This is a genomic window from Paenibacillus sp. GD4, from assembly GCF_030846225.1.
GTDB classification, from domain to species: Bacteria; Bacillota; Bacilli; order Paenibacillales; family NBRC-103111; genus Paenibacillus_G; species Paenibacillus_G silviterrae.
In genome coordinates, this window is the sequence record NZ_JAVCYK010000001.1 from 1,507,826 (window position 1) to 1,522,110 (window position 14,285).

13 protein-coding genes are annotated in these 14,285 nt (G+C 53.8%); all 13 read right to left on the reverse strand.

The genetic code is table 11. The features are described 5' to 3' along the window. Window positions 1–2: 2 nt before the first annotated feature. The gene (locus RAC89_RS07160) at window positions 3–1,016 is read right to left on the reverse strand and encodes a hydroxyacid dehydrogenase (protein WP_306612702.1); all 1,014 of its coding nucleotides are present in this window, start codon (window positions 1,014–1,016) and stop codon (window positions 3–5) included. A 24-nt stretch (window positions 1,017–1,040) separates the two neighbouring features. After that, a complete protein-coding gene (locus RAC89_RS07165; protein WP_306612703.1) occupies window positions 1,041–1,502 on the reverse strand; it encodes a helix-turn-helix transcriptional regulator in 462 nt (153 codons plus the stop codon). 220 nt (window positions 1,503–1,722) lie between these two features. After that, window positions 1,723–3,204 (reverse strand): extracellular solute-binding protein, encoded by a 1,482-nt coding sequence (locus RAC89_RS07170; RefSeq protein WP_306612704.1) that lies wholly within the window; start codon window positions 3,202–3,204, stop codon window positions 1,723–1,725. Window positions 3,205–3,304: 100 nt separating this feature from the next. Beyond that, window positions 3,305–5,113, reverse strand: a complete 1,809-nt coding sequence (locus tag RAC89_RS07175; protein ID WP_306612706.1) for a cache domain-containing sensor histidine kinase — start codon at window positions 5,111–5,113, stop codon at window positions 3,305–3,307. Next, on the reverse strand, window positions 5,110–6,663 hold the full coding sequence (locus tag RAC89_RS07180; protein ID WP_306612707.1) for a response regulator: 1,554 nt from the start codon (window positions 6,661–6,663) through the stop codon (window positions 5,110–5,112). Before RAC89_RS07180 ends, RAC89_RS07175 begins: the two co-directional genes overlap by 4 nt. Window positions 6,664–6,764: 101 nt before the next feature. Next, window positions 6,765–7,661 carry a carbohydrate ABC transporter permease gene (locus RAC89_RS07185; protein ID WP_306612708.1) on the reverse strand — a complete coding sequence of 299 codons (897 nt, stop codon included), beginning with the start codon at window positions 7,659–7,661 and terminating at the stop codon, window positions 6,765–6,767. Next, window positions 7,661–8,614, reverse strand: a complete 954-nt coding sequence (locus RAC89_RS07190) for an ABC transporter permease (protein ID WP_306612710.1) — start codon at window positions 8,612–8,614, stop codon at window positions 7,661–7,663. The genes RAC89_RS07185 and RAC89_RS07190 overlap by 1 nt, the downstream gene beginning before the upstream one ends. A gap of 233 nt (window positions 8,615–8,847) precedes the next feature. Beyond that, window positions 8,848–9,054, reverse strand: a complete 207-nt coding sequence (locus RAC89_RS07195; protein WP_284641515.1) for a helix-turn-helix domain-containing protein — start codon at window positions 9,052–9,054, stop codon at window positions 8,848–8,850. Between the two features lie 403 nt (window positions 9,055–9,457). Continuing rightward, window positions 9,458–9,637, reverse strand: a complete 180-nt coding sequence (locus tag RAC89_RS07200; RefSeq protein ID WP_306612712.1) for a DUF4083 family protein — start codon at window positions 9,635–9,637, stop codon at window positions 9,458–9,460. A gap of 28 nt (window positions 9,638–9,665) precedes the next feature. Further along, complete coding sequence (locus RAC89_RS07205) at window positions 9,666–9,992, reverse strand: hypothetical protein (protein WP_306612714.1); 327 nt, start codon at window positions 9,990–9,992, stop codon at window positions 9,666–9,668. Window positions 9,993–10,088: 96 nt separating this feature from the next. Then, on the reverse strand, window positions 10,089–10,757 hold the full coding sequence (locus tag RAC89_RS07210) for a stalk domain-containing protein (protein WP_306612716.1): 669 nt from the start codon (window positions 10,755–10,757) through the stop codon (window positions 10,089–10,091). Between the two features lie 72 nt (window positions 10,758–10,829). Beyond that, window positions 10,830–12,446 (reverse strand): helix-turn-helix domain-containing protein, encoded by a 1,617-nt coding sequence (locus tag RAC89_RS07215; protein WP_306612718.1) that lies wholly within the window; start codon window positions 12,444–12,446, stop codon window positions 10,830–10,832. Next, complete coding sequence (locus RAC89_RS07220) at window positions 12,433–14,244, reverse strand: cache domain-containing sensor histidine kinase (RefSeq protein WP_306616062.1); 1,812 nt, start codon at window positions 14,242–14,244, stop codon at window positions 12,433–12,435. Before RAC89_RS07220 ends, RAC89_RS07215 begins: the two co-directional genes overlap by 14 nt. Window positions 14,245–14,285 lie beyond the last annotated feature (41 nt).

Here is a 14,285-nt window from a genome sequence, read left to right on the forward strand (position 1 = left end):
ATTTATGCCAAGTAGGAAAGCCTGTCGGGATCGATGCGGCCTTCCATCGGGACACCATGGGTATACCTTTCCAGCTCCAGAGTGATAAAACGGCCGATTTGTTTCAGCCCGTTGTTGACGGCACCGGCAATATGGCCCGTAAGCACGACGTTCGGCAGCGTCCGCAGCGGATGGTCCGGTTCCGGTGGCTCGGGGTCCGTCACGTCCAGGCAAGCGAAGAACCTTCCCCGCTTGAGATGCCGAATTAACGCCTCCTCGTCGATAATAGAGCCTCTTGCCGGATTAATGAGGATGGCGTCCTCCTTCATGAGCCGAAAGCGCTCCTCGTTCAAAAGCCGGTACGTTGCCGGGATTTCCGGAGCCATCACCGTTACGACATCGGCTGCTGCGAGCAGCTCCTCTAGCGGGACCAGCTGGGCCCCCAGCTCCTCCGCCTGAGCTGCGGTATAGGTCGGATCGCTCAGCAGCACCTGCACATCAAAGCCCCGGAGCAGCTTGATATAGTGGCGTCCTGCGTGACCGCCTCCGATGACCCCGATCACGGTGCCGAACATCTCGCGAATCCGGTCTCGGACCGGATCGCTCTGGAAGCCCCACCAACCGTTGGTCCGGGTGTGCTCACGGATGGCCCATATGTTCTTTAGCGACACAATGGTAAGCCCTAGGGCCGTCTCCGCCACACCTTTGCTGAGCACCCCGGCGGCTCCCGTTACATCCATCCCCCGCTCCCAGCAATCCGGTGTAATGACGGTTTTGATGGAGCCTGCTGCGTGAAGCACGGCCCTAAGCTGCGGGGCCTCCGCCAGCACGTCTGCCGTAAGCGGGGGACAGCCCCAGGAGGTGATCGCCACATCAGCTCCCCGGATGAGCTGCTTGACCCGCTCCGGCGTCGGGTTGCCCTCCGCTTCGTTGAGTGTTACCTTGCCTGCCAGCGCACACAACCTCTCGAGATCCGCCGGAGTAAACACCCTGCGCGTAACATGAATTCCCGGTAGTACAGCAACATGTAAGGTCATATCATCAAAATCCTCCCTTCACCTTTACCTGTAAACGATTTCAATTTTCCTTGACTTCTTATCGGTATCCTTTTCGTTCCATACTTGGAGCTGGTATTCCGATGGGGACTGCCCGGTTTGCCTTTTAAACGCTTTGCTGAACGAATGGATCGATTGGTAATGCAGCAGCTCCGCAACCCGGGTTACGGTTGCATCGGTCTTCCGCAGCAGCTCCATGGCTTTCCTGACCTTTATGCGCGAGTAATACGACTGCAAGCTCATCCCCATTTCCTCGCGGAACACATGGGACAAGTAAGAGTAGCTGTAGCCCAGTACGTCCGCCACCTCCCTAAGCTCCTTCAGGCTGAAGCTCCGTTCCTCAAGGTACCATGCTGCGCGCAACGCGATGTCCTTTTTGCCTCCTGATGAATTAACAAGCGGTCCCCTGCTCCACGCCGCGTCCGTTACCGCGTCGCTGCGTTCATACGTGATCCACTGGTACGCCACGACGACCCCTCCTCCCATCCTCCGCATAACCGACTGCCACCCTAACCTGCTATACTTTCTATTTTCAATAAAACGGGCCGTTGTGGACATAATGCAATCTTACGATAACCAAGAAAATCTTACGGTTTTATGAAAACGGTTACCCTTAATGACAGCATTGCGAACTCGTATATCAAAAAAGCCCCGGACCGCGCAATTGCGCCATCCGAGGCTTTCCGACTTACTTTTTGAATTTGGCATACCATTCGGTTACTTCTTTAATCACTTCGCTGCCGCCCTGCGATTTCCACTGCTGCACAAAATTGTCGTAGCCCGACATCTTCTCGGCACCGGCGAACACTTTAATGATATAGTCGTTCTCAAGCTTGTTCAGCTTCTGAATATTTGTGCCAAGCACCGGCAGCGGAGGAGCGAACGTCAAAGGATCCTGCTTGCCGAACGACATTTGCTTCTGAATTTCTTCGAAGGTGGAATACAGCACCGGATCCTTCCGGACGCGCAGCAGCCAATACTCTTGGAACGCCTCCGGATCGCTGGAGGTCAGGAACCAGTCCGCATTGCCGCGTTCCTCGTTAAACTTCGGCAAAATCGGGAACAGCTTGTCGTTCTCCTTCTTGTAGTGAACGCCCTCTTCGCCGATGGACAAGTTCTTGAACAGCTCCGGCTGTACCTTCAGATCCAAATACTTCATGGCGGCTTCCTTGTTCTTGGATACCTTAGGTATCGCAATATACCAGCTGACGCCCCCGCCTTGAATCCATTGGGTCTGCTTGCCGTCCTTGCCCTTAAGCCCCGGGATCAGCGTAATCTTGCTGTTCGGGAAGGTCTTCTTCATCGCATCCGTTACCGCAGGTGCCATCCCCCAGCCATAAGGTATGACAGCCGCTTTGCCGCTCGTAAATTTCTGCTGTACGGTAGCCGCCTTATTCACAGGCCATTCCGGATCTAGCAGTCCTTCGCTGTACAGCTTGCTCATGAAATCGAGGTATTCCTTCATGCCCGGATCGTCAAGTCGGTTGATCAGCTTTCCGTCCTTTTCAATCCATTGCGTGGCGATGCCGAAAGCACCCGAGATTTCCGTAATCAAGCTTTCAAAGCCGGCAAAAGGAATCATATCCTTCTTCTTCTCTTTCACCGCCTTTAGAAGCGTATAAAACTCATCGAGCGTGGTTGGCACCTTCATGCCAAGCTCATCCAGTACATCCTGGCGAATGGCCAGCGAGCTGCCTACGAAGCCCCGCGGATGACGCTCCGGAATACCGTAGATTTTGCCGTCCACCTTGGCTGCTTCGAACGATTCCGGCGTATTGATCTTCTGGAGCGTTTGGCCGCTGGTTTTGAGCAGGTCGTCAAGCGGCTCGAGCGCCCCCTGCGATGCGAGCTTCCGGTATTGCGAGCCGGAAAGCTTCAGAATGTCGTACGGCTCCTTGTTCGCCATGAGCAGGTTCAGCTTGTCATCTGGATTTTCCAGAGGCAGCGCCTCGTATTTTACTTTATATCCGGTTTTCTCCTCAAGCATCTTGGCTACGGGATCGTTGTTCGGATCGAAATTTCGTTGGAAGCCGAGCTGTCGTAATTCCGGTTTCGCAGCTGAAGATGAGTCTGCGGACGTTTGGCCTCCCCCTGAGGTATTGCTCCCGCAGCCGGCTAAGGCTGATAGGACTAACGTTGCTGAAAGCGCCACGGTAACCTGCTTTTTCATGTAATCTCCCCCGTATGCTGAATGTTGAGAGTTCCTCTCTTCGCTAACTATATCACGGGCTAATCAACACGTATTTGTCTGAAGTTGCTTTCTTCGTTTGTCAGGATTCGCCTATTGTACCCAGCTCCGCCGCAGGGAAGCGTATCGTCACCTTCGTCCCGCGCCCCGTTACACTTTCATAGGAGAGGCCGTAGTCCCCTCCGAAATACAGCTTGATTTTGTCGTTCACATTCTTGATGCCGTAGCCTTCGCTCTTACCTTCCGCCAGCAGCGACTGCAACGCTTCCTCCGACATGCCCACGCCGTTATCCTCTACAGTCATTTGCACAAGTCCATCCTTAAGAACTCCGGCTATGCGGATGAGTCCCCGCTTATCATCCCGCTCGCGAATCCCATGAAGCACCGCATTCTCCACAATCGGCTGCAGGATGGTCTTGACCGTCGCTAGGCCGAGCAGCTCCTCCTCCACGTCGATGACCGTCTCGATTCCCCCGGAGAAACGCTTATTCTGAATATCCAGGTAAATTTGCACATGAGCCAGCTCATCTCGGATCGAAATGACATCCCTGCCATTGCTTAAGCTTAGCCTGAAAAACCTTGCCAGCCCTTGAGCGATATAGCTGATATCCGGCGCTTTGTGCTTCAATGCCAGCCAGTGCACCATATCGAGCGTATTGTATAGAAAATGGGGATTGATCTGCGCCTGCAGCGCCTTCAGCTCCGCATTTTTCTTCCGGACCTCCTCTTCGTATTTCTCAAGTATGAGCCGCTTGATATTGTCCGTCATCCGGTTGAAATGAGCTTGCAAAATGCCGATTTCGTCAGTGCTGTCGACCGGAATCTTGTCGTCCCACTTCTCTTCTTCAATTCGCTTCATTTGCTTGATCAGCGTGCTGATTCTCCGGGTGATGCCCCCGGACAGGAAGAAGGCCATGACAGCCGCACCCACCGTTGCCGCCGCAAACAGGAGCAGCATATAGCTGGCGATCTGCTTCGTAGACCGGAACATCTCCTCATGCGGAATGATGGCGATCAATCGCCAATCCGTCCCCTCGACCTGCTTATAGGTCACCATGGAGGGCTTGCCGTCCACCGTCATATGCCGGAAGCTTTCACTCCCCTGCACCCCCGCAATCTCCTTGAAAAATGGGGCCGACGCCAAGCTGGAGCCGATAGACTTCCGGTCGAGGCCGGAAATGACGGAGCCGTCTCGATCCACCAGATAGACCTGCCCGCCATTAGTGATGTTCGTTTGCTCCAGAATGCGGTAGATGCTGTCCTCAAGAATGTCCATGGAGAGCATTCCGAGAATATCGCCGAAGAAGCCTTGCGTCTGAAGCGTCCGCAGGCAGGATATCACCTGCTGCGCCTCCCTTTGGTCCCCGTAGTCGTGCAGATAGGTCGGGCGACAGTAAAGCCCCCCGCTCTGCTCTAACACACGGGGAAACCAGTCGGTATCCCGGAACTCCCCCATGCTGAAGATCGTGCTTTTCTCCTTAGAGAAAATGCCGGTATGATTGACAAACAAACGAATGCTGTAGATTTCCCGGCTGTTTTGTGCAGAGCGTATGATGTCGAGCAGCCGGTTGTAGTCATCAATCTGCTCGGCTAACGGATAGGGAGAGGGACGCTTCCGAAGAATTTGCTCAAGCTCCTTATTCATGACCAGCATGCTGGATACATCCTTCACGTTGTTCAGCTTGTATGAGATAAATTGATTGGCCTGCTCGAAGGCCCGCCCTGTCGATTCCGCTATCTGGTTCTCCATCATATCCCTGGACTTGTCATAGGAGAACCAGGTAACGGCAGAGATGGTGACGGACATCAGCAGCAGGTAGGACAGCAGCAGCTTATATTTGATCCGCAGGTTCCCAAAACGTGCTCCGACCCAAGCAACCCTTTGCCTCATGGCGACGTTTCCCTGTATTCGGACGGTTTAGCGCCGGTCAGCTTCCGAAACACCTTCGCGAAATAATTGGGATCGGAGTAGCCGACCTTCTGGGCGATTTCGTACAGCTTCAAGCTCCGGTCCTTGAGCAGCTGCTTCGCCTTTTCGATCCTCACCTGAGTAATATATTCGTTAACGGAAATGGAGAGCTCTTTTTTGAAAAGCAAGCAAAAGTACGTCGGTGTCAAAAACACCTGCTTCGCAATAGCGTCGATCGATAAATCATCCTGGTAGTGATTGTTGATATAGGCTACCGCTTCACGGATCACCGTCTTGTCCGGCTGTGTGGCCAGCAGGGTCAACCCGTCCTTGATCGCCTCCAGCTGCCCCTGAAGAAAGGCAAGAATCTCCTCCAGCCGGCCTTGCGCGAATAGGCCCCAAAGCTCCCCATTCTCCGGCTCGGCGACCGCATCAGGGAAAACCTTGGATACAACGATATACAGTTTGAACAGTCTTTTGCGAATGGCCGAAATGCCCGATGCCTCCAGCCGCCTCAGCTCATCGCCCACTTCGCTTAGCAGTTCGGCGGCTTCCTCGAAATCCTGCCGCTGAAGCAGCTTCTCGAAACGGAGAAACGTTTCCTTCTCGTACACCCGCTTCGGCCTGACGCCCCGCGTTGCGTCCCCGAACGGGATCACCGAGCCCCAGCCGCGGTAAAACTCCAGCTGCAGCGCCTCCTGCGCCTGCTCCATGGACACTGTGATTCCCTCCATGCCTGCTGCGGCTTCGCCAATACCTACGGACAGCCCGGTATGCAGCACGTCACGGCAATAAGCCGTCATGGCATTCATAGCGAGTACGATCGATTCCTTTTCCCCCGCCTCCCCCATATCGCAGACACAGGCGAGGACCTGCTCCCATTCGCACCATAAGGCGTGCAGATCGTAATGCGGCAGTGTCTCCTCCAGCTTCCGCACCATAGCCGCCTGCTTCCTGCGATCCTGCAGCTTCAGCACAAAGGCTGAATAGCTGCCGGCTGCAGGGCGATCCGGGTAAAGCTCCCGCCACTCCGCCTCCAGCTCCGCCGCCGTTCCGCTTCCTGACAGCATCGCCTGCAGCGTTTTGCCCGTCCGGTAAGGCCTGGCTTGGCTGACCTGCAGCTCCATTTCCTCAAGCCGAGCCTTGGCATCCCGCTCCTTGCGGCACGCCTCCGCCGCCTGAAGCAGTACGGCCTGCAGCTGCTCCATATCGACCGGCTTCTCCACATAATCGATCGCCTGGAGCTGTATGGCCGAGCGTAAGTATTCCACTTCCGAATAACCGCTGAGGAAAATGATTTTGCAGCCCGGCAGCTGCGCCCTCAATTCCTTAGCCAGTCCGATTCCATCCTTCTTAGGCATGCGCACATCGCATAAAGCGATGTCGGGAACGACCCTAAGAGCCGCCTCAAGTCCTTCCTGGCCGTCCGCCGCCACCGCAGCAACCTCCATGCCGAGCTCCTCCCATGGAACAAACGAGCACAACCCTTCGCGGGTGATCTCCTCATCGTCGACAATTAACACCTTGAACATGACCTGCCTCATCCCTTTCGGCTAACGATTCGTAGATTGACTGCGAAACAGGCAAGAGGGGTGCCGGATACGGCACACCCTCTACGTTTAGTATTATTTTATCAGCCTTTCACGGAGCCGACCAGTACGCCCTTCACGAAGTATTTCTGAAGGAACGGGTACACGCACAGGATCGGTACCGTAGCGACGATGATCGACGCAGCCTGCACTGCCTCCGGACTCCGGTTTAAATCCCGGCTTATGTCAATCATCCCCGACTGGCCGAGCACGTCGTTCGTGGAGGCAATCAGCTCCTTCAAATACAGCTGCATCGGCTTCAGCTCCGGTCTGCTGATATACACCATCGCGCTGAAATAGCTGTTCCACATAAGCACAGCGTAGAAGAGCGCGACCGTCGCCAGCACCGGCAGGGACAGAGGAAGCACAAGGCTCCACAAAATCCTCATGTTGGAGGCCCCGTCGAGCTTCGCCGATTCCTCCAGGCCTTCAGGGAGGCCTTCGAAGAAGTTTTTAATGAGGAGCATGTAGAACACCTGCACCATGCCGGGCAAAATCAGCGACCATAAGGAGTTGATCAAATTAAGGTTCTGCATGAGCAGGTAGTTGGGAATGAGTCCACCGTTAAACAGCATGGCGAATACGTAGAGCAGCAAAATCGGCTTCCGCCACCGAAGGCCGGGCTTGGAGAGCGGATACGCCGCCATGGCGGTCATGACCAAGGCAAGGAACGTATAGGACACCGTAATCAGGACGGTTACCTTAAAGCTGTTCATGAACTGCTTGTTACCGAGCACGAGCTCATAGGTGCCTGTCTGAAAGTCAATCGGAAATACCGTCACAAGACCCGAAATTACGGCCGCTTCGCTGCTGAAGGATTTAGCCAGAACATTGAGGAACGGAAACAAAGTGGCGATCCCGAGCAAGAAGAAGAAGAAATAGTTGCTTACATAAAAGATACGTTCGCCGAGCGACGCTTTGATCGTATTTGCTTTTGCCATCACCAAATGCTCCTTCCTAAGTACTTTCTGCACAGGAAGTTCCCGGATATGACGAGCAGGAACGCGACGACGGATTCGAACAAGCCGACGGCGGTGGAAAAGCTGTAATCCGAGGTTCCGATCCCGACTCGATACACATAGGTGCCGATCGTATCGGCCACATCGTAGACGACGGGGTTGTACATGACCAGAATTTGCTCGGTGCCGGCTTCGAGCAGCGAGCCCATTTTTAGAATGAACATCAGGGTAATGGTGGGGATCAAGCCGGGCAGCGTCACATGGAGCATTTGCTTGAATTTGTTGGCTCCGTCCATCTTGGCCGCTTCGTACAGCTGCGGGTCGATCCCCGCAATCGCGGCCAAATACACGATCGTTCCCCAGCCGACCTCCCTCCAGCCCTCCGAGAGGACAAGCAGCGGACGGAAGTAGCCCTGGTGCATGAAGAACGGAATCGGTTCCCCGCCAAGCTTCACGATCACTGCATTAACGATCCCTCCGTTGACGGAAAACATGTTGATGAACAGACCGCCTACGATAACCCACGAAATGAAGTGAGGCAGGTAAATAACCGATTGCACGACCCGCTTGAACGCCATTCGGCGTATTTCGTTTAACAGAATGGCCAGCAGGATCGGTGCCGGAAATAAAAATGCCAGCTTCAGCAGGCTGATCATCAGCGTATTGGAAAGTACATTCAGGAATTGATCATTCACGAACAGCTTCTCGAAATGCTTCAGCCCCACCCATGGGCTTTCGGAAATCCCCTGGAAAATGTTGAAATCCTGAAAGGCTATGACCAACCCGTACATGGGAGTGTACTTAAAGATCGCTAAGAACAGCAGCCCCGGGACCAGCAGCAAATACAGATCCCAATCCTTCCGTACCTCTGTCCACGCCCTGCCTCTTTTGACGGCCGGCCGGGCGCTGGCTGTCTCCTCCAGTGGTGCTTGCATATGCGCCATCCTTTCCTGAGCAAAGTAAGTTCGGTTACTTTCATTTTGCCGGAAATGGAAACGCTTTTTTATATCCCAATCTTATGATTAGGGAGAAAATCTTATGGTCTTTGTAGAAGAGAAGGCTCTATTGGCCGTCCCCTTCTCAGCGGAGTGGGCAGTGAGCGGGCTTAGGGGAACCGGGGATGGGGCGAGGGTGAAAACTTGAAGCGAAGGATAGCCGCGGCGGCCCATCAATAGCCGGCCAATCGCAGCAGCTCCTCGGGTTGATCATACTGCAGCGCTCTGGCCAGGGAAAGGATCGCTTCCTTGGTCGGAACCCGCTCGTCCCGCTCTATCGATTGGATGAGCGAGTAGCTGACCCCGCTTTTCTCCGCGAGCTTGCGCAGGGTCATATCCCGCTGCTTCCTCAGGTGCTGCAGCTGTTGTCCAAACGTCATGTTTATGCTCTCCCTTTCCGTAAGTTCGTTTTATTACAAACGATACTCTCAGATGTTTTGAAAATCAAGTTGGCGCTGAGCCGTCTGACATGGGGGGGGCCGAACTCTCTGGGCCTTATCCCCTTGGCTCAGAAAAAGGTGGGGGGCGAGTGGGATGAGGGCGGGAGCCGCGCAATAGAATATAACGGACTTTCGGGGACTTAATATGCCGGGTAACGCTGCTTCTCAGTGCATTAACGGATTCTGAGGGCGTTATTTCGAGCAGAAACGGGCTTTTTAAGGGCGACTGGACCTATTTTCAGCAAAATAAGTCCTTGGAAATCCGCTATTTGCCTCCAAACAGGCCTATCCCGGCTAATAAGCCCCTCATAATCCGTTATTCCTGCAAAGCAGCGGCTGCTGGCTAACGTACCTTTTTGCCGTCAAGCAGTTCTACGATGCGATCCAGCTTCTCAGCCATCTCCCGGTCATGCCGCCTTTTCCAATTGATATAGTTAATGACACTAAACAAGGCGTAGACCACCAGCAAGCTAATCAGCAAGGATACCAAAGATACGATCCCCGATCCAAGATTGAATGACACGTTGCTTCTCCTCCCTTTCCAACGCGAATTACCGAGCCCCTATTGGGTGCACAGTGCCTAAAAACGTAACGAATCTCCGCTCCGTTCTGTGATATTCCGGCGCGTCCTTCGGCAGCAGCCCGCATGCATATTCGATATCTACGAAATAGCCAAACATCCGTTTCTCCGCCCGCTTGCTTCCGCAGTCCTTACACGCAAAGCCGCAGCCGTCCGTCATCCCCTTTTGACCGGATTGAAAGGCATCTAGAACCCGCTGTTCCGCAGCTGATTCCGTAAGCCATGGGCACCAAGCACTAAGCAAAATGAATATAACCAAGCCCAGCAAGCCCAACTGATGCTTTTGCATGCTTTTCACCGCCCCCACTCCCATAAAAATAATCCATATTCCCCAAACGATGGCTCAAGAAAGCCCTCGGGCATTTCTCAAAAAACGAGACCGAGGGCTGTATCGTTATTTTTTCTTCAGGGTGATGTAGGTGACCTTCCCCTCCGCCGATTCCGCATGGAAAAACACCTGATACTCCCCGGCTTGATATACATAGGACCATCCCCCGTCAACGCCTTCGCCTTCTCCCATCGTAGGCTTCCCGAGAAGCTCCCTCACCTCCGGCAAGCGGTAAGGAATAGCGTCGCCCGCAATCCGAATCGCTCCGGCGTTTCCTTCCGGCTCCCAGAAAAAATAGTAATAATGGTGCCATCTCAGGTAAGACGTCTGCCATGACCCTGCTTGATGGGGTTCTCCCCATTGCCGGATGACTTCCTCCCGGTTCGCTCCTATGCCATACTCAATCCCTTTGATTTTCCCTTTGGAGGCAATCGTAAGAAACTCCTTATCCAGTACAATGGGTTTACTCAGATTGGTATCTTCGATCGTTATGGTTTGGTTAGCCTGCTCATATTTGACGAGCTTACCCAGGTTCTCGGCAACCCAACGTACAGGGACGTATGCATGCCCGTTGTGATTCAAGGTCGCGTATTCGCCGTCCGGCTCTTTCAACTGTCCATTGATGACGTACTTCGATGGAAATAAGTATACTTGGACCAGGTCCGAAGCATACACCGCGGTCGCAGCCGTCAGGCCGATCCCGCAAGCGAGGCCGAGAACGAACTTCCTCACCATGATCACTCCCGTCAGAGGTTTCTTACTGAATGAAACGTCATGATTCTGTGAAAAGTTGCAGACCCCTCCGCTTCAATCGGCCGGCGTCCCATTCTTTCGGAAATCGGAAGGCGTGACGCCGGCTTCTTTTTTAAATATCCGATTAAACGAACGATAATTTTCAAATCCGATGGCTTCTGCAATCTCGAAGGTTTTCAGGTCGGTGGTGAGCAGCAGCAGCTTCGCCTTCTCCACCCGGATGCGCGTCAAATACTGCATAAAGCTCTCCCCCGTAGCCTTCTTGAACATGCTGCTGAAGTAGGGGACACTGTAGTTCATGGTAGCGGCCATTTCCTCCAGCTTGTAGGGATAGCTCAAATCCTCCCGCATGCGCTGAATCATTCTCGAGATGGAAAGATCCATCTTCCTGCCGTCCCCCTGCAGCAGCTGCAGCTTGCGAAAGTATTTATAGACACAGTCGTGAACGGAATCAAAGGTTTGGCACTGTCCCAGCTCCCTGCGGAACGCAGCCTCCACATCCGTCCCTCCCCCCGCATCCGTGAAATACGGACTGATATCCAGAAATATCCGTAAGTAGATCGATTTGATCTGCTCGGGGTCCCACGAATGCTCTACGGCTTGTCCGTAGAACGAGCTGCGCTCCTGCTCCAGTGCCGCGGCGCTCAGGTGCGGCTCAAGCAGCGCCTGCTTCAATACCTTGACCCAGAAGCGGCTGTAACGTTCGGGAATATGCCGGAAGCCGTTCAGCTGCTCCCACTGCTCGCCGGTAACGGAAGCGTTATTACGATAAAAGAACGGGTACGGAGCTAACGCCAGCCTTTTCAAATCGGAACACAGCTCTCCTGCCCCCTGCCTGAGACTACCCTGAAGCGCAAAGCAATTCATTTTCAAATAAGCGGAAAAGGCTTGAAGGACTTGCTCCAATAAGCCGCTATCCTCTTGCGTCCGTTCTGCAGCGTATACGGCCAAGAAGCGGCCCTTATCCAGAGCGATCACTTTATTGGCACCGCGATTTCCGAGGAGCTCCTTCAATACGTTCACTCCGGCAAATTGCCACAGCCTAAGCTCCTCCAGCTGATCGATCGGGAAGCGCAGGGTGCTGCGGTCAAACTCCAGCAGCAGCGCGCCGCAACTTCCGCTGGTTACGGGGAGCTGGCCCGCTTCCAGCTCAGCCACCCACTTGGCCTCGGACGCAGGGTCGCGCAGCATCTCCAGAAACCGGCTCTGCTCAATCTCGATTTCGTTAGAGCGGAGCTTCTGCTCCATCAGCAGCTGCTGCTCCCGGGTTTCGTCCTCCGACACTACCTTGTTTGCGAGCTCCTCAAGCGTGCGGGCAAGGAGTGACGGATCCGTAAGGCAATCGTCCTTGATCAAATAGGCGGAGGCCTTCAGGTGAATAGCCTGCTGTGCATAATGGAAGTCCTGATGACACGTGAGTATGACGATTTGCGGCTGGGGCTGTCCGCTTTGTTCAATTTCGTGCAGCATCTCCAGCCCGTTCATCCCCGGCATCGTGATATCGGTGACGATCAGCTGCGGCTTCAGCGTCAGAAACAGCTCCAGTCCTTCGCGGCCGTCCTCCGCTTCGCCAATGAGGGTAAACAAATCATCCCGTTCCTCGATCATGTGCCGAAAGACGGTTCTTGCCGGAACCTCATCCTCGACCAGCAGTACTTTATAGTTGTTCATGAGGCGTCTCCTTCACTCGAATATGCTCCAGCGGCAAAACGAAGCGAATGCGCAGGCCCTCCATCGGCGCACTGCTCAGCTCAATTCGGACTTCCTTGCCGAACATCAGCTGTATCCGCATGCAGGCATTGTGCAGGCCTATGCTTTCACGGTAATCCTCCAGCAGGAGCTGTACTCGAAGCTTCTCCAGCTCGGCAGCGTCCACTCCAACCCCGTCGTCCTCCAGCTCCATAATCACATGCTCCTGATCCTCAGACCGGTACACTCGTACACAAATATGGCCTTCCGCCGTCTTCCGGGGCAGGATCCCGTGGAATACGGCATTTTCAATTAAGGGCTGCAAGCTCAGCTTCGGGATTTGCATGCTCCGAAACGGCTCTTCGACCTCTGCGTGCAGGAAGGTTTGACACTTGTAGCGCATATTGAGAAGCCCGATATAGTCCTCAAGGTAATCCAGCTCTTGCTGAAGCCGTACGGTCTGATCAAAATTCTCCATGGAGTAACGGAGAAGCGATACCATACGCCCCATAATCGTATTGATCTTGTCGTAATCCTTCAGCATTGCAAACATCCGGATCGTATTCAGCATGTTGTACATGAAATGCGGATTAATCTGCGACTGGAGCGCCCGGATTTCGAGCCTCCGCTTCAAATCCTCCGAATTTTGAAGATCGTCCAGCAAATCCTGAATGCGTACGGCCATAGAGTTCAGCATACGTCCGAGTTCTCCGATTTCATTGTTGGCAAAATGCGTCACTCGAGCGTCGAACCGCCCCTTTTTGATCGCTTCGACCTGTCGTTTGACCGCTTGAAGCGGCCGATACAGACGGTACCCGAACCCGAAAACGGAAAGTACACCTACAGCAACGAGCAAGAACAGAAAATAGGTAACCGTTTTGCGTATGATATCCGTGTTCTGGAGCAGCTCCCTGGACGGAATTTCCGAAATGACGATCCATTTATCGAAGGTCTCCGTCTGTTTCACGGAAATAATGGACGACTCCAGGCCGAATTGATTGGGCTTGCCGAGGGAGGTCCATTGCTGCAAAATATGCTGGATTCGCGCGTCATCCTCCGTCCTGCTCAGCTTGCTGGTGGTGGCGATCGTCTGACCCTGCGGCGTCAGCAAGGAGATGGACCCCTTGGAGCCCAGCTGAATATTGTCGATCTGGTGCCTATATTGCTCGTTGCTCATCGAAATCAGCAGAACGCCCTTCATCTCCTCATACGGCTCAAACGGAATGCGGCCGATATAATACGTGGAGTTTTGCAGCAGCCCCAGCTGAGGCATCGAGCTCTTATCCAAAAACATCCCCGAGCTCCCTGAAGCGAGAAAATACTCAACCAGCGGCTTATAAGGCGAGCTGTCCAGCTTAAAGGGGGCGTCATCCGAGGAGAGCACCTCTCCGGTAATCGCGGAATAAACCTGAAGTCCTTCGACATTGCCGATCACGGCTGAAGCGGTACTGAGCACGGAGATCAAGTCTTTCTTGCGCACCACTTCTTCAAAATAATGCTCGGAGGGGGACACCAGCGCACTCTGGATCGAGGAAATCCGCGAATATTGTTCACTTAGTTCCCTGAAGCGCGACATAGTCAGCTCCACACGGTCCACAACCTGATTGACCAGCTGGGCATTCAGCCGGTTCACCTGCTTCTCGACCGTATTGCCTGAAACGGCTATCGAAATATAAGACAAAACCAGCAGCGGAATAAGGGAAACGGCCAGCATCACAAGAATCATCCTGATATAAAAGCTTCGGGTCAAAAACTGAATAAACGGAGACATACAGACCACTTCCGTCAATAATTATTTGCTCCTTTGGATTACGAAGCTTC

Excerpts from the sequence above, each read along its gene's own strand:
- RAC89_RS07190 (WP_306612710.1), bottom strand. The coding sequence starts at position 8,614 with ATGCAAGCACCACTGGAGGAGACAGCCAGCGCCCGGCCGGCCGTCAAA.
- RAC89_RS07215 (WP_306612718.1), bottom strand. The coding sequence starts at position 12,446 with ATGAACAACTATAAAGTACTGCTGGTCGAGGATGAGGTTCCGGCAAGA.
- RAC89_RS07160 (WP_306612702.1), bottom strand. The coding sequence starts at position 1,016 with ATGACCTTACATGTTGCTGTACTACCGGGAATTCATGTTACGCGCAGG.
- RAC89_RS07175 (WP_306612706.1), bottom strand. The coding sequence starts at position 5,113 with ATGAGGCAAAGGGTTGCTTGGGTCGGAGCACGTTTTGGGAACCTGCGG.
- RAC89_RS07195 (WP_284641515.1), bottom strand. The coding sequence starts at position 9,054 with ATGACGTTTGGACAACAGCTGCAGCACCTGAGGAAGCAGCGGGATATG.
- RAC89_RS07170 (WP_306612704.1), bottom strand. The coding sequence starts at position 3,204 with ATGAAAAAGCAGGTTACCGTGGCGCTTTCAGCAACGTTAGTCCTATCA.
- RAC89_RS07180 (WP_306612707.1), bottom strand. The coding sequence starts at position 6,663 with ATGTTCAAGGTGTTAATTGTCGACGATGAGGAGATCACCCGCGAAGGG.
- RAC89_RS07185 (WP_306612708.1), bottom strand. The coding sequence starts at position 7,661 with ATGGCAAAAGCAAATACGATCAAAGCGTCGCTCGGCGAACGTATCTTT.
- RAC89_RS07210 (WP_306612716.1), bottom strand. The coding sequence starts at position 10,757 with ATGGTGAGGAAGTTCGTTCTCGGCCTCGCTTGCGGGATCGGCCTGACG.